This window comes from Zobellia russellii (genome assembly GCF_044597075.1).
GTDB lineage: Bacteria > Bacteroidota > Bacteroidia > Flavobacteriales > Flavobacteriaceae > Zobellia > Zobellia russellii.
In genome coordinates this window covers 184,456-211,326 of record NZ_CP139000.1, presented here as the reverse complement: position 1 = coordinate 211,326, position 26,871 = coordinate 184,456, and the positions used below count along the sequence as shown (strand labels likewise).

21 protein-coding genes are annotated in these 26,871 nt (G+C 38.9%); 14 read left to right on the top strand and 7 right to left on the bottom strand.

Translation table 11 applies throughout. The features are described 5' to 3' along the window. Window positions 1–99 precede the first annotated feature (99 nt). From SJY45_RS00800 to SJY45_RS00770, 7 genes are all read left to right on the top strand, one after another. Complete coding sequence (locus SJY45_RS00800) at window positions 100–579, top strand: DUF4870 domain-containing protein (protein ID WP_215438886.1); 480 nt, start codon at window positions 100–102, stop codon at window positions 577–579. Continuing rightward, window positions 579–1,031, top strand: a complete 453-nt coding sequence (locus tag SJY45_RS00795; RefSeq protein WP_400072934.1) for a nuclear transport factor 2 family protein — start codon at window positions 579–581, stop codon at window positions 1,029–1,031. The genes SJY45_RS00800 and SJY45_RS00795 overlap by 1 nt, the downstream gene beginning before the upstream one ends. Window positions 1,032–1,245: 214 nt before the next feature. After that, entirely contained in the window at window positions 1,246–1,575 is a 330-nt protein-coding gene (locus SJY45_RS00790; RefSeq protein WP_215439474.1) for a PadR family transcriptional regulator, read from the top strand. A 62-nt stretch (window positions 1,576–1,637) separates the two neighbouring features. Further along, entirely contained in the window at window positions 1,638–3,494 is a 1,857-nt protein-coding gene (locus SJY45_RS00785) for a PspC domain-containing protein (protein WP_400072933.1), read from the top strand. A gap of 119 nt (window positions 3,495–3,613) precedes the next feature. Then, the gene (locus SJY45_RS00780) at window positions 3,614–4,345 is read left to right on the top strand and encodes a head GIN domain-containing protein (RefSeq protein ID WP_215914700.1); all 732 of its coding nucleotides are present in this window, start codon (window positions 3,614–3,616) and stop codon (window positions 4,343–4,345) included. Between the two features lie 162 nt (window positions 4,346–4,507). After that, complete coding sequence (locus tag SJY45_RS00775) at window positions 4,508–5,521, top strand: dipeptide epimerase (protein ID WP_400072932.1); 1,014 nt, start codon at window positions 4,508–4,510, stop codon at window positions 5,519–5,521. After that, entirely contained in the window at window positions 5,518–6,561 is a 1,044-nt protein-coding gene (locus SJY45_RS00770) for an aminotransferase class I/II-fold pyridoxal phosphate-dependent enzyme (protein WP_400072931.1), read from the top strand. Before SJY45_RS00775 ends, SJY45_RS00770 begins: the two co-directional genes overlap by 4 nt. A 17-nt stretch (window positions 6,562–6,578) precedes the next feature. On the opposite strand, the gene SJY45_RS00765 is transcribed toward SJY45_RS00770, so the two are convergent. Then, complete coding sequence (locus tag SJY45_RS00765) at window positions 6,579–8,078, bottom strand: SusD/RagB family nutrient-binding outer membrane lipoprotein (RefSeq protein ID WP_400072930.1); 1,500 nt, start codon at window positions 8,076–8,078, stop codon at window positions 6,579–6,581. A 4-nt stretch (window positions 8,079–8,082) separates the two neighbouring features. Beyond that, window positions 8,083–11,178, bottom strand: coding sequence for a SusC/RagA family TonB-linked outer membrane protein (locus SJY45_RS00760; protein ID WP_400072929.1), 3,096 nt, complete (start codon window positions 11,176–11,178; stop codon window positions 8,083–8,085). A 265-nt stretch (window positions 11,179–11,443) separates the two neighbouring features. On the opposite strand from SJY45_RS00760, the gene SJY45_RS00755 reads away from it, so the two are divergent. Then, window positions 11,444–11,890: a hypothetical protein gene (locus tag SJY45_RS00755; protein WP_215438872.1), complete on the top strand. Its 447-nt coding sequence runs from the start codon at window positions 11,444–11,446 to the stop codon at window positions 11,888–11,890. A gap of 71 nt (window positions 11,891–11,961) precedes the next feature. Further along, window positions 11,962–12,411 (top strand): hypothetical protein, encoded by a 450-nt coding sequence (locus SJY45_RS00750; RefSeq protein ID WP_215438871.1) that lies wholly within the window; start codon window positions 11,962–11,964, stop codon window positions 12,409–12,411. Window positions 12,412–12,471: 60 nt separating this feature from the next. Here the strand turns inward: SJY45_RS00750 and trxB are convergent, their stop codons facing one another. Further along, window positions 12,472–13,437: a thioredoxin-disulfide reductase gene (trxB, locus tag SJY45_RS00745; RefSeq protein WP_215438869.1), complete on the bottom strand. Its 966-nt coding sequence runs from the start codon at window positions 13,435–13,437 to the stop codon at window positions 12,472–12,474. Between the two features lie 257 nt (window positions 13,438–13,694). Here trxB and SJY45_RS00740 point away from each other — a divergent pair, with 257 nt between their 5' ends. Beyond that, complete coding sequence (locus SJY45_RS00740) at window positions 13,695–14,393, top strand: LytR/AlgR family response regulator transcription factor (protein ID WP_400072928.1); 699 nt, start codon at window positions 13,695–13,697, stop codon at window positions 14,391–14,393. 14 nt (window positions 14,394–14,407) lie between these two features. Here SJY45_RS00740 and SJY45_RS00735 read toward each other — a convergent pair whose 3' ends face one another. Then, window positions 14,408–15,253, bottom strand: a complete 846-nt coding sequence (locus SJY45_RS00735; RefSeq protein WP_400072927.1) for a universal stress protein — start codon at window positions 15,251–15,253, stop codon at window positions 14,408–14,410. Window positions 15,254–15,514: 261 nt separating this feature from the next. Here SJY45_RS00735 and SJY45_RS00730 point away from each other — a divergent pair, with 261 nt between their 5' ends. Beyond that, window positions 15,515–16,216 (top strand): LytTR family DNA-binding domain-containing protein, encoded by a 702-nt coding sequence (locus tag SJY45_RS00730; protein ID WP_215914708.1) that lies wholly within the window; start codon window positions 15,515–15,517, stop codon window positions 16,214–16,216. Between the two features lie 52 nt (window positions 16,217–16,268). On the opposite strand, the gene galK is transcribed toward SJY45_RS00730, so the two are convergent. The 3 genes from galK to SJY45_RS00715 form a co-directional block, all read right to left on the bottom strand. Then, window positions 16,269–17,396 (bottom strand): galactokinase, encoded by a 1,128-nt coding sequence (galK, locus tag SJY45_RS00725; protein ID WP_400072926.1) that lies wholly within the window; start codon window positions 17,394–17,396, stop codon window positions 16,269–16,271. A 12-nt stretch (window positions 17,397–17,408) separates the two neighbouring features. Next, complete coding sequence (locus SJY45_RS00720) at window positions 17,409–18,551, bottom strand: formylglycine-generating enzyme family protein (RefSeq protein ID WP_400072925.1); 1,143 nt, start codon at window positions 18,549–18,551, stop codon at window positions 17,409–17,411. Between the two features lie 144 nt (window positions 18,552–18,695). Beyond that, window positions 18,696–20,036: a Gfo/Idh/MocA family protein gene (locus SJY45_RS00715; protein ID WP_400072924.1), complete on the bottom strand. Its 1,341-nt coding sequence runs from the start codon at window positions 20,034–20,036 to the stop codon at window positions 18,696–18,698. A gap of 499 nt (window positions 20,037–20,535) precedes the next feature. Here SJY45_RS00715 and SJY45_RS00710 point away from each other — a divergent pair, with 499 nt between their 5' ends. The 3 genes from SJY45_RS00710 (at window position 20,536) to SJY45_RS00700 (ending at window position 26,813) form a co-directional block, all read left to right on the top strand. Next, entirely contained in the window at window positions 20,536–21,780 is a 1,245-nt protein-coding gene (locus SJY45_RS00710) for an MFS transporter (RefSeq protein ID WP_400072923.1), read from the top strand. Window positions 21,781–22,288: 508 nt separating this feature from the next. Beyond that, window positions 22,289–25,315, top strand: coding sequence for a TonB-dependent receptor (locus SJY45_RS00705; RefSeq protein ID WP_246560442.1), 3,027 nt, complete (start codon window positions 22,289–22,291; stop codon window positions 25,313–25,315). A 10-nt stretch (window positions 25,316–25,325) separates the two neighbouring features. Continuing rightward, window positions 25,326–26,813, top strand: a complete 1,488-nt coding sequence (locus SJY45_RS00700; RefSeq protein WP_289063454.1) for a RagB/SusD family nutrient uptake outer membrane protein — start codon at window positions 25,326–25,328, stop codon at window positions 26,811–26,813. The last annotated feature ends 58 nt before the right edge of the window (window positions 26,814–26,871 follow it).

The following is a 26,871-nucleotide window of genomic DNA, read 5'->3' as shown; positions in this document are numbered from 1 at the left end:
TTTTCTGTTTACAATTGTTAATATAATGTTAATATTTAGTACTTTGTTTTGCATAGTACCTTCTTTTAGATATATATTTGCATAAGAAATTACTAAGCCATGGAAAGTACAATAACAAAACATGAACGAAATTTAGCTGCAATCGTGCACGCTTCTTCTTTTTCAAAATTCTTTATTCCATTCGGTAACTTTATAATTCCGTTAGTGTTATGGACCGCCAATAAAAAGGATTATGCGTTTGTGGACTACAACGGCAAACAGGTTTTAAACTTTCAGATTAGCCTTTTACTCTACTCTATTGTCCTTGGCGCAATCAGTATTCCTATGTTTCTAGGTTTTTTTCCTGAATTGTTAAACAGTAGCTTTTTGGGGCTTGACCATTTAAACGATTACAACAATCTTAATCTTGATTTGAGCCAAGGTCTCAATTTTGGTTCTTGGCTATTTCCTTTGGGTATAGCAGGTTTAGCCCACGGTGCCCTTTTTGTAGTGAACGTAGTATACACCATACTTGCCGTTATCCGTACTAATGAGGGTCAAGAATTTTCATATCCGCTAACTATAAAGTTTTTAAAATAATGAGATTGTACGCATCCATAACCGCACTTGTTTTTGCTTCTAGCTTCTGGGGAGTGACAGCACAATCTCCTTCCGAAAAGGAATTAAGGGAAACAATTATCCGGTTAGATACCGAGTATTTTGAGGCATACAATACCTGTAATATGGACAAACAAGCCGCGATGTATGCCGAAGATTTGGAGTTCTATCATGACAAAGGCGGATTATCCACATCAAAACAAGATTTGCTGGAAAGCTTAAAGAAGAACATCTGCGGAAAAGTAACACGCGAATTGGTTGAAGGAAGTATAGAGGTATACCCCATAAGCGGGTTTGGCGCCGTAGAAATAGGAATGCACAAATTTCACAACAACCAGGAACCGGATGCTATTTCCAAGCCTGGTAAATTTATAATGATATGGAAAAACACAGATTCTAATTGGAAAATCACGAGGGTCATTAGCCTTCATTAATATATAAAAGGGTACTCATCATACCCAATCAAAAAGGAGTTTATTCATCAATCAATTTATTCTAAATCCGCAACGGGTCCCACTAATCACGGGACATTAACCAAAACGGATTCGGAATAGCAAAAAAACGAACAATCAAACTATGCAGCGTACCATTTACGAACAATCACGTTCCCCCAATTTAAAGGAACTGCATAAAAAGCAAAAAGAAATTATGAATGTAGAAAATACAAAAGCACAAATGCGCAAGGGCGTTTTGGAGTACTGTATTCTGTCTATCCTTAACGGAAAGGACAAATACGCCTCTGAAATTCTTGAAACGCTAAAAGATGCAAAAATGCTTGTGGTAGAGGGTACTATTTACCCTTTGCTTACCCGTCTTAAAAATGCGGGACTACTCAGCTACCGCTGGGAAGAATCAACTTCTGGTCCCCCAAGAAAATATTATGCACTTACAGAAACCGGTAAACTTTTTCTAAAGGAACTGGACAGTACGTGGGACGAGCTAAGAACAGCAACAAATTTGGTAACCAATAATAAATAAACCTAAAAAACTACTCTGCAACTTCATACTTACTATGCACTTACAGAGAAAAAACGACTAAAATGAACAAAACTATAAACATTAATCTAGCCAATATGCTCTTCCATATGGATGAAGACGCATATAACAAAATGCAGCGCTACTTAGAGTCCGTTAAACGTTCTTTTGCGAATACTCCCGGCAGTGATGAGATACTGGCAGATATTGAAGCCCGTATAGCGGAACTGTTCCATGAAAAGCTTGAGAACGAGCGCCAGGTCATTACCCAAAAACAGGTAGACGAGGTTATTGCCATCATGGGGCAACCAGAAGACTATATGGTTGACGAAGATATTTTTGAAGACGAACCTAATACAAGAAGTGGTTATTCGGAACCAAGAAAATCCAAAAAACTGTACCGAGATACGGAGCACAAATATGTAGCGGGCGTATCTTCCGGTCTGGCTCATTACTTTAATATAGACCCACTTTGGGTGCGTTTAATATGGGTACTGTTAACCATTGGCTCTTCGGGTGGGTTTATTTTAATCTACGGCCTACTCTGGTTATTGATTCCCGAAGCAGTTACTACATCGCAAAAGTTGGATATGCGGGGGGAGGACATCAACATCAGCAATATAGAACGCAAGGTCAAGGAAGGCTTTGATGATGTTGCCCAAAAAATTAAGAGCGTTGATTATGAAGGTGTAGGTAACAAAGTAAAAAGTGGCGGTCAGTCGTTTTTTGACACTTTAGGAGATATCATAATGTTTTTCTTCAAAATCTTTGGAAAGTTTATTGGTATTCTCCTGATCCTTATTGGTGCGGCTACTATTATTGGGCTGTTTATAGGAATGATAACTGTAGGTATTGCGGATATGGTTCATGTACCAGGAATAAACATGTACCATATTGTGGATGCCAGTGATATGTCTATCTGGTTGATTTCACTACTTGGCTTTTTTGCCATAGGTATTCCGTTTTTCTTTCTTCTTTATTTAGGATTGAAAATCTTGGTCAACAACCTTAAATCTATTGGAAGTATTGCTAAATTCTCATTATTAGGCCTTTGGTTAATTTCCATAATACTATTGATTGTTTTTGGAATAAAACAAGCTTCTGCGCGCGCATTTTCTGAATCTACTGTAACTATGGAGAATATTCATTTTCCAACCATGGTAGATACTTTAGAGATCAACTTGGAATCCTACAACCGAAAATTCCGAAACAAGCGTAAAGTTGAAATGGGTAACGGAGTAACTATTAGCAGAAACGAATCTGGTGAAGAAGTAATGGTGTTAGATGATGTTAGCTTCTATTTGGAAAAATCAAAAGATACCATCACTAGAATAGAGATTATAAAAGAATCCGATGGTTCTTCTTTTGAGGTGGCAGAAAAATATGCCGAAGCTATCAACTATAGTTACAAGGTTGAAAACAGCACGCTCTACCTTCAGGACTTTTTAACAACTGCCAGAGAGAATAAAATGATGAACCAAGAGGTTCGCATCAACCTTTACATTCCAGAAGGCACTGTTCTAAACTATGTAAATGATAGCGATTATAGATGCTGGCGCTTCCATATTCAAAACGATAGAAACCTGGATGCCTGCGATATAAGCGAATATACATGGAAAATGGGCTCTGATGGAGAATTAAAATGTCTAGAATGCCCGGAGTTCGTTGATGAGGACGAGGATGATTTTGATGATGACAATAACGGAAGAAACAAAATCAGAATTAACGAAGGCGGTATTGATATAGACATTCAAGAAGATGGTGAATCATTTAAAATGAAAATAGGTGAAGACGGAGTACAAATAAAATCCAACGAAAATGGCTCTGATGGTAAAAACCGAATCAATATAGATGAAAACGGTATTGATATAGATATAGACGACAACCGTTCTGAACCTGAGGACACCAATTATAAAACATAATTATCAAGGCGATCTATCCAGTGTAATCAATTCAGTATCAAAATATGACGTTTGAGTCTGAAAATCTGGTAAGAAAGCAACCAATAGTTCAATTTTACATCAATCTAAAAACAACAATCATGACAACATTAATTCGCATTGCAATAGCATTCTTAGTTGCGCTATTTCTATCATCCTGTGGGTTTGACATAAACATAGGAGATTTTGGAACAGGAGAAAAAGGAAACGGAACCGTAGTAACGGATAACCGAGAAGTAACGGGCGAGTTTACCAAAGTATCATCCTCTGAAGGGCTAATGGTGTACGTAACCCAAGCCGATGAATTTGATATTAAGGTAGAAGCGGATGAGAATATTATAGACCTCATTGCTACGGATATAAAAAATGGAAAATTGCGTATTCATGCCAGAGAGAACATTGGCAAAGCAACCAAAACTGTATATGTTTCGCTTCCCGTAATAACTAGTTTAAATGCTTCTAGCGGTTCTCAACTTCGTATTGAAAACACAATTGAAAGTGATGATCTAGAAATTGATGGCAGCAGTGGCGCTCAAATTAGCGTAGAACTTGTAGCAAATACCATTGAAATAGATGCCAGTAGTGGAGCCAATCTAAACATCTCCGGCCAAGCTAATCGTGCAGATGTAGATGTAAGTAGCGGTGGTAATATTAACGCAAAAACACTTTCTACCAAAACCTGTACCGCAGATGCCAGCAGTGGCGGTAACATGAAAATTCTAGTTTCAGAAACCCTAGTAGCCGATGCCAGCAGCGGTGGCAATGTTGCTTACTCCGGTAATGCCAGTGTAAAAACAAAAAAATCGGTTTCCGGTAGCGTACATAAATATTAAAATCAAAAAACGATCGACCATGAATGCAAGCTGTCAAATTTTTGGCAGCTTGTTTTTGGTTTAAAGGGTCTTTAATGTTAATCTTTTCTTCTTTCCGAAAAAAAGCGCGCAGAAAACTACAAACCCTATTTGTCTTTTTATATTAGTAGAAAGAATTGAACCATGCAGTTAGATTTAAAAAAATACGTCCTAGCCTTAAAACACACCTTTAGTATTTCTCGTGAATCACACGATTTTCAAGATACCCTTATCGTTGCACTTTCATTGAACGGCGAAACCGGTTACGGTGAAACTACCTCTAATCCGTACTATAAAATTACGGTTGAAAGTATGATGGCGGAAATTGAAGAAATCAGAACAGAAATAGAGGCGTTCAACATAGACCATCCGGAAAATTTCCACGCTTTCCTAACCACAAAAAACCTTTCTAATTTTGCTATTTGCGCATTAGACCTGGCCGCATGGGACCTATATGGAAAACTTAATAAGAAACCATTGTATAGCATTTGGAATACCGGTAACGCCTCGTACCCCATAACCAACTATACCATTGGTATAGCTCCCGTCGAAAAAATGTTGGAGAAAATGAAAGAAATGCCATGGCCTATCTATAAAATAAAATTGGGAACGGAAGATGATGTTGCCATTGTAAGGGAACTGCGCAAGCATACCGATGCTATTTTTAGAATAGATGCCAACTGTGCATGGTCTGCTAATGAAACTATTGCCAATGCCCCACTTTTAAAAGAATTGGGTGTTGAATTTCTTGAACAACCTTTAAAGGCGGATGATTGGGAAGGAATGGAAAAAGTTATGCATCATAGCGTACTACCCGTTATTGCCGATGAAAGTTGTATTGTAGAGTCAGATGTAAAAAAATGCGCGCTGCATTACAGTGGAATAAATATAAAATTGACCAAATGTGGAGGCATAACCCCTGCTCTACGTATGATCGCCCAAGCAAAAGATATGGGTATAAAAGTTATGATCGGTTGCATGACGGAATCTACCGTAGGAATTTCAGCTATAGCGCAATTGGTTCCCCAACTGGATTATGTAGATATGGACGGCCCACTACTTTTAAAGGACGATATAGCCGATGGCGTTAAAATTTTACCCAACGGAAAACTTGTTTTTCCTCAGTTGAACGGAACCGGAGTAAGCCTTAGGCCATGAATCATTATATAGATACATTTCCCGGAAGAAAAGTAATCATTAACGAAGTCCCCCATCTCTATTTTGGGGGCACCTCCTACCTTGCACTTCAAACGGACAGTGATTTTCAAAAACTGTTTATCAATAACATTAAAAGATATGGCACCAATTACGGAGCTTCTAGAAAATCCAATATTCGCTTAAGAGTATTTGATGAGGCCGAGCGTTATCTGGCCAATTTAGCTGGTAGCGAAGGATGTATAACCGTATCCTCAGGATATTTGGCTGGTCAGTTTTTAGCTCAGGCCCTCAATTCCAAAGAACATCACTTTTTTTATGCACCAAACACCCATTCTGCGCTATACCAAGTAAAACGGAAACCGTTCACCACCTTTGCTGCATTGAATATTGCCGTTCGCGAGCATCTAACTTCCAGTAAGACTACCCCGGTTGTATTTTTGGACAGTATTGATTTTTCAGGATGTAACTATCCTAGTTTTGATGCATTACAAGTACTGCCATTAGAAGAGATTATTTTAGTGGTAGACGACTCCCATGGATTGGGTGTAGTTGGGGAAAATGGAGGTGGCGTTTTCTCTATTTTATCCAAGTTAAAAATCAAAGAACTTATTGTTTGCGGGTCATTGGGCAAGGGTTTCGGGATTCAAGCAGGTGCCATTTTTGGTACGGATGAGCGCATCAATTCTTTAACCGAGACCTCTTTTTATGGTGGTGCAAGTCCGGCAACACCAGCAGCTATGGCCACTCTTATAGAAGCGGGTGTTATTTATGACCTAAAAAGAAAGCGACTACAACGAAATATGAATCACTTTTTTAGGCATCTGAAAAAGCGAAAAAAATTCCATTTTATGCCGGGTCATCCTGCCTATTCCTTTTCGGACGTACAACTAACCGAATACCTTGAAGCCAATAGAATTATCGTTACCAGCTTTCCGTATCCAGATGAAAGCGCTCCCCTTATGAGCAGAATCGTATTGAGTGCCGCCCATAAAAAAAAGGATATTGAGCACGTATTACATTGCATCAATATCCTTCCTTAAAAAATATTCTTTAGTGGTTAATCCCTATCCCACCAAACAGGCTCACTTATATTCTTGGTTACGGCCTCAACTTGTTCTCCATTTCTAGTTTGCTCCGATGCAGGATACTGGGCTCTTCTAACCCACTCCCCATTTAATATTTCATTATGTCCCACAGGCAATTCCAAGCCTATAAAAACATTGGGGTCAAAATCATACCTTCTTAAATCAACAAAAGATTCCGGATTTAAAAAAGTAGCAATGAACTTTTCGCGCATAATCAACGCCATGGTTAAATTATCAGCACCAACAGCAACGGACGCATCGCTTAAATAAGCCGCTTTATCGGCTGGCAAGACCCCCAGTTTATCCATATTAGCTTCAACTCCAGCCAAATAAGCATTGTAGGCTTCTACAGAACTACCAACAGAAGTAGCGTTACCACCATTCTGAAGGAATAGAGCTTCCGCTTCCATGAATCTGAGTTCCGAATAACTTCCTAATAGTACCGGAGCTGTCTGTGAGGAATAAAAATTATTAGCTCCAAGGTCTGTGTTGGCACTTACTCCATCATCGTCTTCCGATGCGGCCAGCTCATGACTTCCTGCAGAACCATTAATAGCTCCTCTATACTCCGTATCATCACCTATAGTAGTAATTAGGGGCAAACGTGGGTCTAGTTCTATAGTTGCAAATGGTATTGAAGTACCATTCATTAAGCTTACCAACTGATCGGACAATAACACTGAAAAATTTCCCGTATTGTTAGGCAAAACAACTCCTGAGTTCCATGGGTTAAAATTTCTTTCATTGTATACCAACTGAAAATCATCTTCATTACTAGAAAAGCTAGAAGATACATTGGCCAATACACCCTCAATTGCTTCGGTTTGGTTTACCTCGGATAAATGAAGCGCATACTTAGCTTTTAAGAAATAAGCCGTTTTTATCCATTTAGACAGGTCTCCGCTGTAAATCAAATCCGCTTCACCAATAGTACTGGAACCCGAAGCTTCCAATAAAGTGATTGCTTCATTTAACAAGCTGTTTATTTGAGTGTAAATACTTTCTTGGGAATCATAGGAAGGCTTAAAATCATCTTCGCCTTTTAAAGCCGACGAAAAAGGTACGTCTCCCCACTGATCCGTTGCGAGTCCTAAATTGAATGCCTGTAAAACCTTAGCCACACCTAAATAGTGGTTAGCACCGTTTTCTTCAGCTATTGCAACTACTTGACCCAAGTCTGCCAAGGCCTGCAAATAAATATTGCTCCATCCTCCACTGATCTGAACCTCTTCCTGAGTATCTGCCCCAGGCTCAAAATAAGAGGCCAATTGCTGAGAATATTGGCATATGCTTAAGGCTATACTGTAATGTGCAGAGGATGAATTGTAAATAGCCGTAGGCAATAAATCTGCTTCCGTAACATTTTCAGGAAGCTCTTTGTTCGGGTCTACATTATCGCCCAAATAATCATCACAACCAATTAAAAAAGAGGTCGCTACCGTAACCGAGAATATATATTTTAAAACTTTCATTTTTCTAGAAATTAAGGTTAAGACCAAATATGAACGACTTTGTATTAGGAATATTAAGTCCGGTAAAGCCATAAGCATTTGTACCGGCACTAAACTGACTACCTTCTGGGTCATAACCTCTAAAAGGCGTATCTAACCAAAGGTTGGTGCCTGTAAAACTGAAGCCCATTGTTGTAAAAGGGGTATTCTTTATCAATTTACTAGGAAGGTCATAAGACAGGGTAACATTGCGCAAACGCCACCAAGAAGCATCTTGAACCAATATTTCTGAAGCACGATTGTACACAGAAGAACTTCTATAGTAATTTTCATCTATAAGCACAGGAATATTATTTGGGGAACCGTCTGCCAGAACACCGTCCAAAACAATTTCGGCATCACGGAATTCAGTAATGGCCAAAACCCCGTTACGGATACCGTTTCGTTGCCCTGAGTCATAAAGCTCACCTCCTTCTTTTCTTTCCAACAAAAATGATAATGCCAATCCTTTATACTTAACTGTGCTGCTTACACTTCCCAACCAATCTGGAAGCGCATTACCCACTTTAACACGATCAGAAGGGTTATTGGCCACGATGGTAGGAAAACCGTCATCACCAATTAACCGACTACCATTTTCATGTGTTGCATAAACGTATCCAAAAAGGTCACCGGGAGCACCGCCAACTTCTAATTTGGAAACAACCCCGGGGAAACCACTATCGGCAAATATAATTTCGTCTATACCGTTAGGTAATGAAATAACTTCCGCTTCAACCTTAGACCAGTTTAAAGTAACATCCCACTGAAAATTATCGTTCCTTATGGGAACAATATTTACCAATGCTTCCAATCCTTTATTTTCAATTTCACCTGCATTTAGAACAAACGTATCAAAACCAGAAGATTGGGCAACGGGCACGGGTAGAATTTGATCCTTACTATTTTGTTTGTAGTAAGTAAAGTCTATTCCAAATCGATTATTGAAAAACTTAAACTCTCCACCAACTTCAATAGAAGCCGTGCGTTCCGGTTTTAGGGTACTTGAACCTCCGGAGCTATCTCGTGAAAGTCCATCTACAGTGCCAAACGGAAAGTTAGAGGGTTGATCATAATAAACTCCTACATAAGCTGGGGCATCCTTACCAACTTCAGCATAAGAGGCCCTAAATTTAGCATAGGTTAAAAAGTCCGGTAAGCTTCCTGCATCTTGAAGAGTTTGAGATAGAACGTAACTTAAATTGAAAGATGGATAAAAGAAACTTCTATTCTCCTTTGGTAGTGTAGACGACCAGTCGTTTCTACCCGTTACGTTCAAAAACAAAGTATTCTTATACTCCAGCCTTGCATCTCCGAACACACCAACAATCTTACGTTCGGCACCACCAATATCCTCAAAGAAGTTATTTGCCTGGCCAAAGGCTGTTAAATTGTTTGGGTCAAGACCTTCGGCACGTAACGTAAGCCTTCTTGTTTTTGTATCCGATATTTGGTTTCCTACGAGGATAGACCCAGAAAAATCTTCGTTAAAATCCTTTGATAGTGTAACGAACAAATTAGATGTTAGCTCATTGTAATTTAAAGCTTCGTCAACAATAAAACCTTGGGTTGCAGAACCGGGGTCAATATCCGGCGGAACAAAACGAAGCCTTGAATCATGATAATTGTCTACACCCAATTGATATTGCACGGAAGCCCAATCATTAAATTTATAATTGAACTTTGTATTGGCTAAAATTCTGTTTACCCTACTGTCCAGATAGCTTACCTCAGCAAAATAACGAGGATTGTCTACCACTCCTGCCGTATAATTTTTTTCGTCTCCGTTAGGCAGGATATAATCATTTACATCTATTGTAGGGGACCAATAGGACAGAGAACTCATTATAGACTTATCGCCACCATTTGGTAATCTCCCATCTGAAATAATGTATGAAAAAGAGGGTTCTACCGTAAACTTATCGGTTATATTAAAAGTACCTGAAAGCTTAAGGGAGGTTCTATCAAAATAGGTATTGGGTACCAAGCCCTCATCATCAGACCGCGATATGGAACCAAAATAAGTATAACTCTCACCACCACCACTTATATTTAAAGAGCTACTAGTAGTAAAAGCCCTATTGAAAAAATTCTTGAAATTATCGTAATTCTTGTCGTTTGGGCCATACTCAGGACCTAGTGTCCAAAACCCAAAACTGTTGTCACCAGCAAAATCATATCCGTCCGGGGCGTTGTTATTGGATGTAGAAATAATCTCACCACCTCTTCCTTCGCGCCATTTGGTTTGGACATCAGGCGTTTTATTTACTTCCTGCCAACCAATACTTGTTCTCAGGTTAAATTTGGTTTCTCCATTCTTTCCTTTCTTGGTAGTAATTACCACTACCCCGTTAGCTGCCCTTACACCATATAAAGCTGTAGCAGCAGGACCCTTTAATATGGAAACACTTTCTATATCATTAGGGTTTATATCCGCCCCTCTGTTCGTAAAAGAAAACTGCTCTGAGGAAGAGGGTGCATTAGACCCTGTGCTTGGCAAAAGATTACCCGTTGTAGCTTCATTACTTATAGGTATACCATCTACAACAAATAATGGCTGATTGTTTGCTGAAGGGTTCAAAGAAGTAATACCCCTTATTATAATGCTAGAACCAGCTCCTGCAGCACCGCTACTAGAGTTGATATTGACCCCGGCAACTTTACCTTGTATTCCACTTAAAACATCTCCGTTGTTATCCCTATTAAGCTCATCGGAACCTATTTCCTGAATGGCATAACCAACAGAGCGTTTTTCCTTTTTAATACCCAAGGCCGTAACCACAACCTCATTAAGTTGTTGGGCGTCTTCTTCTAAGACCACATTAATGGTTTGGTCCGCGCCAATAGTGACAGTCTTACTTTTCATACCTATATAGGAAAAGTTGAGTACATCACCCTCCGAAGCTGATATGGAATAATTACCATCAAAATCCGTTGTGGCACCTTTGTTAGTTCTTACGACCACAATAGAAACACCCGGCAAGGGCACCTCTTTTGTGTCAGTAACATTTCCTGAAATTGTTTGGCCAAACGATGTATATGAACAAAGCAAGGCAAACATTACGAGTGTAATATTCTTCATGTGTTTTGGAGTTAGTTTATCTATTAAATTTAGGGATTTTTTGCCCAAAACATCAGGCTAAAGAGCAGAAATGACACATCTATAATATACAATCGTCAATTTATCAATATGCTATTTTATTCAATTTAGATTTACAAATACCCATAATTGAAGATTTTACCTACACTGAGAATACCCTATTTTTTTGTTACAAAAAATACGATTTTCACAAAATTTGTTGCAACTTATTGGTACAAAACCGCTTATCCATTTAAACTACACTATTATGAAAAAACTATTAGGATTGGCCTTATTGATGCTTCTACTCATCTCCGCAACAGGAACTACTACTGTTAAAACTGAACTTCACCCTTCAATTGAAGGCACATGGGAACTGGTTAGCCGCTACAACTATGATGGTGAGAATGTTACAGATACACTAACCCCGGAAAAGGGCTTCAGCCAAATTAAAATGTACTATAACGGTAAAGTCATGTGGACACGCTACACGCCAAACAAAACGGTAGAATGGTTTGGTTACGGCTCATACGAAGCCACGGAAAACACACTTACAGAAAAACTAGAGTATATGTCTGCCTCCATGCGCAAAATTGCCAACCCGGATATGCAATGGAGTATGGAGCTACAATTGGAAAACAACGCATTTACCCAAATCTCATTAGATGAAGATGGTGGGCGAATTGCTTCTGAAAATTATAGGCGCATTGATTAATTAAGAACCATAAAGCTAATGCCTCTTAGTTGGTTTTATCAAAACGCAAATAACATTTAAAACACTTAGCCATGAAAAAACTAATTACTATAATCTGTATTTCTTTTTTACTTGTTTCCGCTACTAACTTGGAACCACCATCCACTCCCTACCACCCTTCCATTGAGGGGACTTGGGAACTTGTTAGCCACTACAACTACAATGATGGCGTACACCCTTCCGATACACTCCTTGCGGTTGACGGGTACCGACAAATTAAAATGTATTATAACGGTAAGGTCATGTGGACCCGCTACGTACCCAACGATTCCGTAGAGTGGTTCGGGTATGGTTCTTATGAAACTACGGACAGTACCTTAACGGAAAAGTTAGAGTACATGTCTGCCTCCATGAGAAAAATTGCCAATTCCGATATGAAATGGCACATGGAATTACATTTGGAAAAAGATAGGTACAGTCAAATTTTTAGGGATGAAGAAGGAAACAGGATAAATTCTGAAAATTATAAACGTTTAGATTAACAATTACCCATAAAAAAAGCTGCGTAAAGCAGCTTTTTTCTAATTTATATCCTACAATTCTTAGATTGCTTCCTGCGGAGTTTCTACCGTAGCCAAATAACGCTCTGCATCCAACGCAGCCATACAACCTGTACCTGCTGCCGTCACGGCCTGTCGGTACTCCTTGTCCTGAGCATCTCCACTGGCAAAAACACCAGGTTTGTTAGTTTTGGTAGATTTTCCCTTGGTTATAATATACCCGGTTTCGTCCATATCCAATTGACCTTTAAATATATCCGTATTCGGTTTATGGCCAATAGCTATAAAAAGTCCTGTGATAGCAATATCCTCTTTTGCCCCTGTCTGGTTGTTCACCATTCGCAAGCCTTCTACAACTTGTTCACCTAGAACCTCATCAACCTCTGTGTTATATCTAATTTCAATATTTTTGATACTTTCAACACGGTGTTGCATTGCTTTTGAAGCACGCATATGGTCCTTACGCACCAACATAGTAACCTTGTTACAAATATTAGCTAAATATGAAGCTTCTTCCGCTGCAGTATCTCCCGCACCTACAATAGCCACATCTTGACCTTTGTAAAAGAATCCGTCACAAACGGCACATGCCGAAACACCACCTCCACGTAAACGTTGTTCACTAGGGATATTAAGGTATTTTGCAGAAGCTCCCGTAGAGATAATGATAGTCTCTGCTTCTATAGTCTTAGAATCATCAATAGTAACTTTGTGTATACCTCCAACGGTATCACTCAACTCAACAGCGGTAGCCATGCCAATACGTACCTCAGTACCAAAGCGTTCTGCTTGCTGTTGCAATTGCACCATCATGCTTGGTCCGTCTATACCTTCAGGGTAGCCTGGAAAATTATCGACCTCAGTTGTAGTGGTCAATTGTCCTCCTGGCTCCATTCCAGTATAAACAACCGGTTTTAAATCTGCTCGGGCCGCATAAATAGCCGCAGTATAACCTGCAGGTCCCGATCCTATAATCAACGTTTTAAGCCTTTCTATTTTCTCAGACATAATCAAATACTCATTTTAAAATAGTTAAAAAACAAAAATAGCCTTTTTGCAAAAAGACCCTTCTAAAAGTTATTAAAAGTTTTAGGGATTGGTCGTATTTGTTCTGCTTACTTACAATGCCGCAGACCTTCAACAAACACTAAGGTTTTAAGCTTTCTTCATTTAAAAACGAAAGATGAATTAACAAAAAGTTCTTGAAAAACCAAACCCTTCATATGCGCATCTCGTAAATACTGGTTGAAAAAGAACAAGCTATTATGGAAAATTTAAAGTTGACATGTGCAATTATTGAAGATTCTCTTGCTCACACCAAGCAACTGGAAAAATTAATTCATCAACACACGAGTTTAAAGTTAAAAAAAACCTATAGAAACGCAATAGAAGCAAAAAACCATAGAGCGAACGAAAATGTTGATCTCCTTTTTTTGACTGTGGAATTACCGTTGATTACCGGTTTTGATTTAATTGAAAGCTTTAAAAAAAGTCCGCAAATTATATTGGTAAGCAGTAAGCCAGATTATGCCTTTAGGGCATTTGATTATGAAGTAACCGATTATTTACTGAAACCTATTTTGTCCTCACGATTTAACAAATCAATTGAAAAAGCACTGCGAAATGCTAAACTGACAGCAATCTTGCAAGATGAAGCGCATTTCTTTGTGAAAAGCAATTCAAGAAAAGTAAAAATAAACTACAAGGATATTAAATGGATAGAAGCTTTAGGAGATTACGTAAAATTAGTCACCGAAAAATCTAACCACATTGTATTATCCTCTATGAAAGCTTTTGAAGGAAAACTACCTACTTCGCAATTTGTACGTATTCACAAATCTTATATCATCAACTTAAAAAGAATAGAAAAATTCAACAACACCATGGTAGAGGTTGAAGGTAAAAAAATAACCCTAAGCAGAAGCCGAAGGGATTCTTTTATGAACGCCATAGGAACTTCCTAAAGATACCTCTTGGCTTAGTTGGCAACTGGCACCACCAAAAAAGGTATTTCTACGCAAAAGCTTACTTTTTTGATTACAGGCTCTCTCATTAAACCCTCTAGAAAGTCATGATCATGTTTGATCATGGCCAAAATATCAATATCCAACTCGTTAAGAAAAACCTGAATACTCTTTGTCTTGTTTGTAAAATTGGGCATCCAATGGTAGGAGAGTTTATACTTTGATAAATAAGCTTCTAAGGTATTTCTATTGGAAATCTGTATAGAATCTAACCGCTCCTCCTCATTTATATGCATTACATGCATACTGGCTTCGTACTTATTGAGTACTTCTTTTATAGGCTCCAAAACGTCTGCGGAGAAGTTTCTTTTAAAATGAGTTGCCAATGCTATTTTCTTAGGCTCTTTATAAAAGCATCCATTAGGAATTACTAGTACCGGACATGCCGCTATCTTAATTACGTTTACCGTTCTCGTACTTAAAAAAACAGATTTTGCTCCTGTTGCCCCTTGGGTACCCATAACAATACGATCTATTTTTTCTTTTGCAGATAACTTTAGAATTTCGGTTAACAAGGATTCCAAAGCTATGTGTTCAATAAATGTATGCCTTGGGTTTTGGTTCTCCTCTGCAATGTTGGTACAGAAATCATGCATTTGACTTTCTGCTTCCAATTGCCAATTATCTCCCAATCCTACCTGTGCGGGCGAACCTAAGATGTAATCTATTCTATAGGCTGCCGGAGTATAGGTGTGCAAGAAATAAAAGACACACTCTGTATGCTCATACAATCGCATGGCATAATCAATGGCATTTCTAGAATTTTCAGAAAAATCTGTGGGCAAAAGGACTTTTAGCATGACTTTTGATTTGATTTAATAAAACTATATCCTTTTAAAGAGAAAAAACATGACATCTATCAGCTTTGAATGAAATATTCGGAATTTTACGGGTGTCAAGTCTAATTTTAAATGAGCTGGGGAGCCAATAAATTTTTAAACTATATATTTGTAATAGCTAACCTATTTTATCTGGCCCCACAACTGTTAAAAGAAGGTGATTAGTTAATTAATATTTAACCTCTTTAAGAAGTTACATACTTTTTAAGCAATCCTCTTAATATGAACTCTGTAAAATTAACGTGCGTAGTTATAGATGACTCTAAAACACAACGTACCGCAGTTGCCAAGCTTATAAAAAATCATATTAACCTGCGTTTTCTAGCCGACTACAAGAATGCGGTAGAAGCTCAAAAACATATGGAGAAGAACAATGTTGACCTTGTTTTTCTTGATATAGAAATGCCGCTCATTAACGGGTTTCAATTTTTGGATTCTTTAAAAAATCGTCCGCAGATCATTTTAATTTCGGCAAAAGAAGAATATGCCATGCAGGCCTTTGATTACGATGTAACGGATTATCTTCTCAAACCCATTGGCCAAAGCCGTTTTAACACTGCTATAAAAAGGGCCCTTCAAAATAATATTGAAGTTGAGGAAAATGAGGACGATTACATTTATGTAAACAGCAAACTTAAAAAATTAAAGCTCGTTCTTGGTGATATTAAATGGATCGAAGGTCTTGGCGATTACATAAAGGTGGTAACCGAAGAAAAGAATATTTTAATCTTATCTACCATGAAATCTTTTGCCGAGAAGCTACCTAAGGATAGATTCTTGCGCGTACACAAATCCTATATTATCAATTTAGATAGGGTTGATAAATTTAACGGTTCCCAAGTGGAAGTATGTGGGCATTCCATTCCGCTAAGCAGACATAAAAAATTAGCATTGGAAGATGCACTTATGAACTCTCAGGCGTAAAGCTATTGTTTAAAACAAAAAAAAGGCCGATTTTTTAAATCGGCCTTTTTAATTATATAGCGGAAGTACCGCCACTTGGCCGGACTTCAAAAGCTTCAAGAGTAATATTAAACTTATCTTTATATGCTTTGGTTGCGGCACTTACAAAATCTTCTACCGCACTATCGTGTACAATATTCAAGGTACAGCCTCCAAAACCGCCACCGGTCTGTCTAGCGCCTAAAACCTGATCGTTACCTTTAGAGAAATCTACCAAGAAATCAGATTCCGGACAGCTCACCTCATACTCCGTACTAATTCCTTCGTGAGCTTTATATAGAATCTGACCTACTTCTTTAAGATTGTTCTCTTTTAAGGCTTTAACCATTTCCAATACCCTATCGTTTTCCTTAACAATAAACGAACACCTATTATAAACTATAGGATCCATCTCTTCTTTAGAAGCTAAGAGCATTTCGCTATCAACATCCCTTAGTGATTTTATGTTTGGATGTTTTTTCTGAATAATGGCTACCCCCTGTTCACATTCTTGCTTACGTGTATTATATTCGCTGGAAGCTAAATTATGAGACACTTTCGTGTTTAATAGTATGATTTTATACGGATTTAAATCTATTGGAATATGGTCGTAATCCAATGAACGGCAATCCAATAAAATAACATTACCGGCCTCACTCATAACCGAAGCAAATTGATCCATAATTCCACACTGCGTGCCCACATAGGTATGTTCAGCGGTTTGTGAAAGCTGAACCATTTCTATTTTTGATAGTCCAAGGTCAAAAATTTCGTTAAGACCAAAAGCCAAACCACATTCTAAGGCCGCAGATGAACTAAGACCTGAACCCGTAGGCAAATTACTTTCTACAACACAATCAAAACCTCTTACCTTATCGGTTCTTTTTGAAATTTCGTTCAGCACGCCCAGGATATAATTCTCCCATTCTACCTTGCTTACTGCAATTTTATTCAAATCTATCTCAAAACCCGTATCGTAAGTTTTGCTATACACGTGGCATTGGTTGTCAGAACCGTTCTTTCTAAAACTAAAAGTTATGTTCTTTTCTATGGCCGTAGGCAACACATACCCCATGTTGTAGTCCGTATGTTCACCTATAAGGTTAATTCTACCCGGTGATGATATAACCAGTTCTGGCTGAAAATTTTCTAAAAATTGCATAAGAGAAGTTGTTTATTTTGAATTGCGGACCATATCGGGCGTTGCAACAGTTCTAAAACCCAAATGTTCCAATGATGAATCTAAACTTGTAGCCATACGAGACGATATCCTATAACTGGCGCAATAACTGGCATTGCACAAGAACGAACCGCCTTTCATAACTTTCTCCCTTGCATAAGGGTCTCTTTCATTATAGGCTTGATCCGCACCCAACGGGTTTTTAGCTACCGGATATGTTGCGCTTAATTCTTTATAGTAATTGGTGTTATACCAGTCATTGGTCCATTCCCAAACATTTCCGGCCATATCATAAAGACCAAAATCATTGGCAGGATATGATTTTACCGGTGCCCGAAGTCCAAAACCATCCGTTTCTACATTGGTTACCGGAAACTCACCCTCCCAGGTATTCGCTTTTTCCGATAATTTCGTATCCTCATCTCCCCAGAAATAAGTTGTAGTTAAGTGATTACCACGTGCAGCACGTTCCCATTCCGCTTCGGTAGGCAAACGTCTGTTGGCCCACTCGCAATAAGCCAAGGCATCTTCATAAGCAATATGCACTACGGGATAATTCCCTTTTCCTTTAATGGAACTTTTGGGTCCGTTAGGATGCTGCCAATCTGCACCAATGGTCCAACTCCACCATTGTGAGAAATCATAAAGATTGGGCACAGGACTTTTTGCCTGCTTAAACGTTAGCGACCCTGGTTGCATGATACTATCATGTGGTTTGGGAGTGCCTTCGGGAAGTTGCTTTTTCATTTCCTCCCAATCTATTTCCCTTTCGGCAACTGTTTTATAACCTGTTTCCTTTACAAATTCTTTAAACTGATTATTGGTTACTTCCGTAATGTCCATAAAAAAACCATCAACGGCAACCTTATGTGCTGGTTTCTCATGTTCCATTGCCCCTTTATCCTGTGGTACGGCACCTTGTGAGAAAACTGCTCCTGGAATCCAAACCATTCCTTTGGGAGTAGTTACATCTTCTGGTTTTTCCTTAACTACCGTTGTATCTACCACAATTGGCTTGGACTCCTCTTTCTTTTCTGGAGTTTTTACTACCTCTGCCTTTTGTGATTTATCTTCTTTGCACCCTATGGCAAAACATAAAACCGCAACAGAAGCAAGTATTTTGATTGTATTATGCATAATTCTATTTCAAAAATGGAAAACAAAGTTAAACCTATTTTCCGGTTAACCACTATATTGGATTCCGTCTGTTTCTTTTAAAACGGAAACAAAAAAATGTCCCCGAAAAAGACGGGGACATTGTTATTTTGTGATACTCATAAATTATATGACTACGGTTTCACCTGGTTTTGGAATGTTGTAACTACCGTCCGCATTAGGTTGTACGGGGGCTGGAGAATCCCATGTTAAATCATCAGGTGCCAGATCAATGTTAGATTGCATGGCTTCGTCCCATTTAATTACTTTACCCGAATACGTTGCCATTCTTCCTATAATGGCACTCATGGTACTCTTGGCCCCATTTTCGGCATCAGCTATTACGCCTCCGTTTCTTATGGATTCAAACAACTTTACATGTTCTACTTCATATGGATTAGGATCATCCTTACCTCTATGTTCAAAGACCGAGTTTCCGCTCCAATCTGTAATTGTAGCGGTATCCCCTTTTGTATAAACGGTACCCTTCGTTCCTTGGAAAAACTCCGAAACCTTACTCATAGTTTCCGGCTGATGACGACATTGACTAGCAATGACCGCGCCACTAGGATAAGTGTATTCTACAAAGTGGTGGTCATAAATTTCACCATGGTCCTTACCGTTGCGAACCTGTCTACCACCCATACCTTGGGCAGAAATTGGGTATTCACCAACAAACCAGTTGGCAACATCTATATTATGGATATGCTGCTCCAAAATGTGGTCTCCGCATAACCAATTAAAATAATACCAGTTACGCATTTGGTATTCCAACTCGCTTTGCTGTGGTTGGCGCTCACGAACCCAAACACCACCACTGTTCCAATACACCTGTCCCGAAACAATTTTACCGATGGCATCTTTTTTAATCTGGTCAATGGCAGATAGATAACTATCTTGATAATGTCTTTGCAGACCTACAACAACGTTCAATTTATTCTCTTTGGCCTTTTTGGCAGCGGCCAAAACCTTACGAACGCCAGGTACATCTGTAGCAACTGGTTTTTCCATAAAGACGTGTTTGCCATTGTTTACCGCATATTCAAAATGCTGCGGACGAAATCCTGGAGGCGTTGCTAGGATAACAACATCTGCTAGGTCCATTGCCTTTGTAGCTGCATCAAAACCAACAAATTGGTTCTTTTCCTTCACGTTAATTTTTTTAGTTTCGCCCATTGCCTTTGAAATATTGGCCAAACTACCTTTTAGACGATCTTCAAAAGCATCGGCCATAGCCACAAGCTCTATATTATCATCTGCATTCAACGCTTGTACAGCTGCGCCGGTTCCACGACCTCCACAACCTACTAGTGCTAATTTCAATTTCTTGTCCCCTAATACATTTGCCATACCGCTCATCTGTAAATTGGGCAACAACAATGCTCCGCCAGTAAATAAGGCGGTGTTTCTAACAAAATCTCTTCTGGATTTTTTGATCATACTGGTTTTGGTCTTGTCTACTTTCATTTTCTGTATATTTCTAGGATTATTTGCAGTAGCTGGTACATCTACGAAGCAACTGTGAATATAAAAATAATAAGCCAACTTATTTCATCAAAATTTGCGTTTTTCTCACTTTCTGAAACATTATTTTATCAAAGCAATACAAATTTGTTAGTTTTAAGAATATCCAGTCAATTGGATGGGCGCAAACTACCTTTTCAGCCGTAAGTCTGCCATTTAATAGCTTTAAGTCTTTTTTACTCCTAACCACCTGACTTTTGGCACCTTGAAGATATACCTCCAATTTCAATTAAGTGTACTTTTAACACATTTTGAATTTTAAAAACGAACTTTTTGTCTAATTTTCCTGTGTTAGGCAAGTAAACCAAGGATTGTTAAATTCACTTTTTTTTTATCAATTACATATTTTTAAATTATCTTTCGTTTCGATTTTCGTAAAAAAACTTTTAATAAAAATTACTTTTACAAATCTGAACACCAAAAACAACAAACCAAATATTATATGGAAACAAACACAAATGAAATGGCTTCAAACGCCAATAGACTTTTTTACGCGAGTTGCTTTGCACTTATTACCACCGCATTTTCTTTTAGTATTAGGGCTGGTATCTTACCACAATTGGGCGAAGAGCTCAGTTTAAGTGGTGAACAATTAGGCTTTATTAACGCTATGTGGTTTATCGGCTTTCCTTTATCTATGGTTATAGGGGGTCTTATTTACCACAAAGTTGGTGGTAAAGCCATAATGCAGTTTGCTTTTTTTGCTCATGCTATAGGAATTATACTTACCATTTATTCCGGTAGTTATACTGGTCTTCTTATCTCTACTCTTTTAATAGGTTTGGGTAACGGTTGTACCGAAGCCGCATGTAACCCTATGATTGCAAATGCATACCAAGGAAACAGGATGAGTACTATGATGAACCGTTTTCACATGTGGTTCCCAGGTGGTATTGCTATAGGAAGCTTAATTTCAAGCTTTATGACAGATATGAGCTTTAGCTGGGAAAGTCAAATATGGCTTATTTTAATACCTACTTTAATCTACGCCTATTTATTCTTTGGCCAAGCATGGCCTAAGGCTAAGGTAGAAGAAGCCGCTACACTTGGCGGGAACGTAAAAGCTATGTTATCGCCATTATTCATCTTTATGTTGGTTTGTATGTCTTTGACGGCTATTTCCGAATTTGGCCCTAACCAATGGGTGGGTCTTATCCTCTCTAAAAGTGGAGCCAACCCTATGATCATTCTTGCCTTAACAGCGGGACTAATGGCCATTGCAAGATTCTTTGGAGGTAATATGGTGAAGCGATTTAACCAAACCGGCGTTCTTTTAGGTTCTGCCGTACTTGCCACTTTAGGTATTTACTTATTTAGCACGCAAACAGGTGCTATGGCATATGTTGCTGCTATTTTCTTTGCCCTAGGTGTTGCATACTTCTGGCCTAACATGATTGGTTTTGTTGCTGATAAAATTCCAAAAAGTGGTGCATTAGGTCTTTCTATTGTTGGTGCCGTAGGTATGTTCTCTAGCTCTATTTTTCAACCAATTATTGGTGGATGGATTGATGCCGATAAAGCAAAAGCTGCTGCGGAAGGTTTTACAGGTGATGAACTGGATTTGGTTTCCGGTCAAGCTACTTTGTTGACAATGACAATATTCCCTGGTATTCTAATCGTGCTTTTCACCCTGCTCTATTTCTGGATGAAAAATAAAAAAGAAAACACTCAGGCTGAAGTTGCTTAAATCTTAGCCTTATAATTTATATGGAAAAGCCCGATGATACATCGGGCTTTTTTATTTATCCCTCCCCATTAAGTGCTGCTCCTAAAGTCCTCTCCTTCATTCTCCCCTACTTGTTTCTATGTATTTTGAAGTACTCTATATTCTAGTTACTACGAACATAGCCTTGCTGCACTATAAACTCCGTTTTCTTGGTATTATATTTCAGGATTTTTTCAAAGCAATTTAGCAGTTGTATGATACAAAGTAAAACATATGCATAACATATGGTTTTTCGCTTCTTATTTATGCCCTCTCAGACACATATCACATTACTAATTTTCACCTCTCAAAACTATTAAATTCCTCATTTTTACCCCGTAAATATTGGGATAACAAAAGGAATGCAACAAAATTTCCATCATATGCGTCAAATCTTTTACTTCTCGTTCAAGCCTTCACATACATTTGTTTCGGTGATGTTTTCATTGATACCAACATCCTAAAAATTAACTAACTAAACTTAATGATTATGATTAAACTTAAACATGCGATCATTGCATGTCTTGTAATGATCGGACAGTTTGCTTTTTCTCAAACCTCTACCGTTAATGGTGTGGTTTCAGATGAAAGCGGAACTCCCTTGCCAGGTGCTACAATCTTAGTATCCGGAACAACAAACGGTACAACCACGGATTTTGATGGTAACTATTCCCTTTCTAATGTAAGCCCTTCGGACAATTTAGTTTTCTCCTATATAGGCATGACATCACAAACCATTACCGTAGGAAACAGAACCTCTATAAACGTAAGCTTACAAGAAGACGCTCAAGCTTTGGATGAAGTGGTTGTGGTTGGTTACGGTACGCAGTCCCGTGCAGAAGTAACCGGAGCTATTGCCACCGTAGGAGCGGAAGAACTCTCCGCATTACCAGTAGCTAGTGCCGATCAAGCCTTGCAAGGTAGGGCCGCAGGTGTTACAGTCTTAAATACCGGTTCTCCAGGTACCGCCCCGGTAGTTCGTATTCGTGGTCTTGGTACTATGAACAACAATGATCCATTATATGTTATTGATGGTATTATTGCTGGCGGTTTGGGCGATTTGAATCCTAATGACATTGAATCCATCAACATACTAAAAGATGCCTCTACAACGGCCATTTATGGTTCTTTGGGATCTAATGGTGTGGTTATGGTGACTACTAAAAAAGGAAACAGGTCCGGAAAAACCTTAGTGACGCTTGATGCATATACAGGGGTTAATTTCTCAAACCAAAGGTTTGACCTATTGGATACACAGCAATACTTACAGTACGCACAGGACGCTTTTGGGTTTACCCCAACTTCCGCCCTTTCACAATCTAACGGGAACACTACGGATTTTCAAGACGCTCTATTTAGAACGGGTGTTATGCAAAAAGTAGATTTTGGACTTGCTGGTGGTGGTGACAATAACAACTACAGATTTTCTGCCGGATATATGGATCAGGAAGGAGCTATTATAGAAACTGGCTTTGAAAGATTTTCTTTCCGTGCCAATAGTAACTTTACCGTAGGTAAATTTAATTTTGGCGAAACCATGGCGGTTTCCTTTCAAAAGCAAAACCCTGAAAGAAACCTAGGAGATAGGTCCCTTTTGGAACATGCTATAAAAGCCGCTCCTTATTTACCTATTTACAATCCTAACAACTTACAAGGTTTTCAGGGACCAAATAATGATGCGGACGGCCAAGACGGCGAGAACCCAATTAGAGTTCAAACCCTTGGGGAACACGTGAACAAATCATCTGCCGTTCTTGGTAGTATTTTTGGTGAATTTGAAATTATAGACGGACTTAAATTTAAAAGTCAAGTGGGTCTAGAGTACAGAAACGCCAATACCAATATTTTTGTACCTTCTTATAATGATGATAGTCAAGGAGCTACGCACAGCTCAGAATTTGCGGCCATTACCAAAAATTCTAGCCTAAGAAAATCAATTACGATTACCAATAGCTTAAACTATACCTTCTCTGTTAATGACAAGCATAATTTTGATGTACTGGTACTTGCAGAGAAACAAGAAACCATAGATGAGCTTCTAAACAGTAATAGTCAGAACCCCATTACCAATGATATTAACCAAGTATCTTCAGAAAAAGCATTCTTACAGTCTTTTACGTATGAATATAACCGCTTAGGATATTTGGGTAGGTTAAACTATAACTTTGACCAGAAGTATATTTTTGCAGCATCAATCAGACACGATGCTTCCTCTAGATTTGGAGAGAACAACAGATGGGGTACTTTTCCCTCTGTTGCCTTAGGTTGGAACATTGCCAAAGAAAATTTCCTTACGGACACCGCTTTCAACACTTTAAAATTAAGAGGTAGTTGGGGTATTACGGGTAACGACCGTATTAACAATTACCAGTACAGCGCTACCTTACTTTCTGATTTCTTTTATCCGTTTGGCGATACATTGGCAACTGGAACAACAGCAGGCGGACTCGCTAATCCTGATTTAAAATGGGAGGAAACTACCATGATGAATATTGGACTTGATTTTGAACTGTTCAATAGTAAACTAACGGGTGCCGTTGAATACTTCAACAACACCAGTGATGATTTACTTATGAGTCGCCCTCTTGCCGGGTCACTAGGAATTCACTCTGGTTCCGTAACCGAAAATGTAGGTTCTGTTGAAACGAATGGAGTTGAATTTAATATTGGTTACAATGATTACGACGGAGACTTTACATGGTCTGCCAATCTTAATGTAGGTACGTCTACCAACGAAGTAAAATCCTTAGGATCTAACGAGTCGCTTTCTGGGGGTACTTTTGAGTCTCAGGATATTTCAAGGATTGAAGTGGGCGAGCCTTTGTTCTTTTTCTTCGGTTATGAAACAGACGGTATTTACCAAACTCGTGCAGAAGTAGACGCTAATCTAAACCAAACCCTTGTTGATGGTGAGTTCCCGGTTAACCCTGGAGATATTAGATTCGTAGATCAAAACGGAGATGGTCAAATTAATGCGGACGATCGTGTGAAAATTGGAAACCCATATCCTGACTTCACTTATGGGCTAAACCTAAACGCTAATTACAAGCAGTTAGACCTTAACCTATTCATATCCGGGGTATCCGGTGTTGATGTGTACAACACCAATATTTATGACTTGGAAGGTATGCCAAGGTTGTTCAACGCAGGAACTAATGTCCTAAACCGTTGGACGGGCCCAGGAACATCAAATAGCGTACCTGCTGCAGGAGGTAATGCCCAGAATTTCAACTCCATTTCCGATCGTTTCGTAGAAGATGGTTCATTTACCAGATTAAAGAACATAACACTGGGGTATACCTTAAAAAATACTGCCTTGGAAGATTACTTCTCTAAATGCAGAATTTACGTGAGCGGTCAGAACTTGATTACTATAACAGATTATTCAGGTTTGGATCCAGAGATAGGAAACCCTTTGACAAATAATGGTGGAAATAGCCAGTATGAATTGGGAATAGATAGAGGTAACTATCCACAGCCTAAATCAGTATTACTTGGAGTTCAACTATCATTCTAAAAAAATTATCATGAAAAGAAATAAAATATTAGTAACGGTCATAGCTACGATAGGTCTGGTGCTATCGTGTAATGAAGATTCATTGGAATTGACCAACCCGAACGAACTTTCGCCAGATACCTTTTTTACGAACAGCACCCAGGTACAGTCTGCCGTTAACGCGGTGTACTCTAACTTGCAGACCAGAGGCCTCTATAGTCGTCATATGTTCTTTATGATGGATAATATGTCTCATGAAAACGGAGGAAACAACCAATTAGAGGCCGATAAAAGACAATATCTTGATTTCTCATTTGATGCCAGTCATGGCGCCATTGGAGCTTATTGGGAAAGTTGCTACAGAGGTATCAACAAAGCCAATTTCGTTATTGAGAATTCAGAGAAAATCAATGAGATTCTACCTTCTCAAATGAGCGATGCCCTAAAGCAAAAGGCCATTGGAGAGGCTAAGTTCTTGCGTGCCCTGTTCCATTTCTTTATTGTAACCAGATATGGAGATGCGCCGTTGGTTACTACATTGCCCCCAGATGATGGTTCCGGCCCAGGCAAGAGCCCTAGTTCTGAAATTTATGCACAGATCATCAAAGACCTGCAAGAAGCTATTCCTGTGCTTAAAGTAAAGGGTGAGGAAGAAAATGGCCGTGCTACAAAAGGGGCCGCTCAAGCCTTACTGGGCAAAGTATACTTGTTCTTGGAGCAATATGATGATGCTTTGGCTCAGTTCAATGCTTTAAACGGCTATCAATTGGAAGACAACTACTTTGACAATTTCATGGAAGAAACCGAACATGGTGTTGAATCTATCTTTGAAATTGAATATAATGATGATTTTGGTACCAGCGCACAGTGGAACTCGGACCGCAGCGGTCAAGGTCCTAACGAGGCCACTTTTAGAGGTCAAGAATATGGCTTTAATGATTGGTTCAATGTTTTTCCTTCGGATGATTTATTGGAGGAATATGAAATTGGAGACATTCGTTTTGAGCAAAGTTTTTACGTAAACGGAGATACGTTTGGACCTGACGGTTCATTAACCGTAGATGCTTTCCCTAGCAATGGTGGTGGCAATGCAGGCTGGTCCAAATACAACAACTATTACAAAGATGCCAATGAGGATCAAACTTCCGGTATCAACTTTAAATATTTAAGATATGCCGATGTTTTGTTAATGATGGCCGAGTGTGAGAGCATGAGACCGGGAGGTGACCAAGATGTAGCCATAGGTTACATCAACCAAGTTCGCGAAAGGGCTACATTAGACCCATTGCCTACAGGATTATCCAAAGCTGAAGTCTTTGATGCTTTGGTACACGAACGTAAAGTTGAATTGGCCGGTGAGCAATGCAGGTTCAATGATATTATCCGTTGGGGAATTGCAAGTACAGAATTGTCCGGGACCCAGTTCCAAGAAGGCAAGCATGAGCTTTTACCTATACCTCAAGCAGAGATTGATGCCAATATCAATATTTCTGCTGCAGACCAGAATCCTGGCTATTAAACATTTTACGAGTTAGTTTGAGTTAGTTATTTTAAAAACAGTGTGTTTTGGTCGACAC

What these genes read in the sequence shown, in the direction of transcription:
- SJY45_RS00700 (WP_289063454.1), top strand. Translation starts at nt 25,326, where the DNA reads ATGAAAAGAAATAAAATATTAGTAACGGTCATAGCTACGATAGGTCTG.
- SJY45_RS00800 (WP_215438886.1), top strand. Translation starts at nt 100, where the DNA reads ATGGAAAGTACAATAACAAAACATGAACGAAATTTAGCTGCAATCGTG.
- trxB (WP_215438869.1), bottom strand. Translation starts at nt 13,437, where the DNA reads ATGTCTGAGAAAATAGAAAGGCTTAAAACGTTGATTATAGGATCGGGA.
- SJY45_RS00770 (WP_400072931.1), top strand. Translation starts at nt 5,518, where the DNA reads ATGAATCATTATATAGATACATTTCCCGGAAGAAAAGTAATCATTAAC.
- SJY45_RS00720 (WP_400072925.1), bottom strand. Translation starts at nt 18,551, where the DNA reads ATGCATAATACAATCAAAATACTTGCTTCTGTTGCGGTTTTATGTTTT.
- SJY45_RS00765 (WP_400072930.1), bottom strand. Translation starts at nt 8,078, where the DNA reads ATGAAAGTTTTAAAATATATATTCTCGGTTACGGTAGCGACCTCTTTT.
- SJY45_RS00730 (WP_215914708.1), top strand. Translation starts at nt 15,515, where the DNA reads ATGAACTCTGTAAAATTAACGTGCGTAGTTATAGATGACTCTAAAACA.
- SJY45_RS00705 (WP_246560442.1), top strand. Translation starts at nt 22,289, where the DNA reads ATGATTAAACTTAAACATGCGATCATTGCATGTCTTGTAATGATCGGA.
- SJY45_RS00710 (WP_400072923.1), top strand. Translation starts at nt 20,536, where the DNA reads ATGGAAACAAACACAAATGAAATGGCTTCAAACGCCAATAGACTTTTT.
- galK (WP_400072926.1), bottom strand. Translation starts at nt 17,396, where the DNA reads ATGCAATTTTTAGAAAATTTTCAGCCAGAACTGGTTATATCATCACCG.
- SJY45_RS00755 (WP_215438872.1), top strand. Translation starts at nt 11,444, where the DNA reads ATGAAAAAACTATTAGGATTGGCCTTATTGATGCTTCTACTCATCTCC.
- SJY45_RS00735 (WP_400072927.1), bottom strand. Translation starts at nt 15,253, where the DNA reads ATGCTAAAAGTCCTTTTGCCCACAGATTTTTCTGAAAATTCTAGAAAT.
- SJY45_RS00760 (WP_400072929.1), bottom strand. Translation starts at nt 11,178, where the DNA reads ATGAAGAATATTACACTCGTAATGTTTGCCTTGCTTTGTTCATATACA.
- SJY45_RS00775 (WP_400072932.1), top strand. Translation starts at nt 4,508, where the DNA reads ATGCAGTTAGATTTAAAAAAATACGTCCTAGCCTTAAAACACACCTTT.
- SJY45_RS00790 (WP_215439474.1), top strand. Translation starts at nt 1,246, where the DNA reads ATGAATGTAGAAAATACAAAAGCACAAATGCGCAAGGGCGTTTTGGAG.
- SJY45_RS00750 (WP_215438871.1), top strand. Translation starts at nt 11,962, where the DNA reads ATGAAAAAACTAATTACTATAATCTGTATTTCTTTTTTACTTGTTTCC.
- SJY45_RS00795 (WP_400072934.1), top strand. Translation starts at nt 579, where the DNA reads ATGAGATTGTACGCATCCATAACCGCACTTGTTTTTGCTTCTAGCTTC.
- SJY45_RS00740 (WP_400072928.1), top strand. Translation starts at nt 13,695, where the DNA reads ATGGAAAATTTAAAGTTGACATGTGCAATTATTGAAGATTCTCTTGCT.
- SJY45_RS00780 (WP_215914700.1), top strand. Translation starts at nt 3,614, where the DNA reads ATGACAACATTAATTCGCATTGCAATAGCATTCTTAGTTGCGCTATTT.
- SJY45_RS00785 (WP_400072933.1), top strand. Translation starts at nt 1,638, where the DNA reads ATGAACAAAACTATAAACATTAATCTAGCCAATATGCTCTTCCATATG.
- SJY45_RS00715 (WP_400072924.1), bottom strand. Translation starts at nt 20,036, where the DNA reads ATGAAAGTAGACAAGACCAAAACCAGTATGATCAAAAAATCCAGAAGA.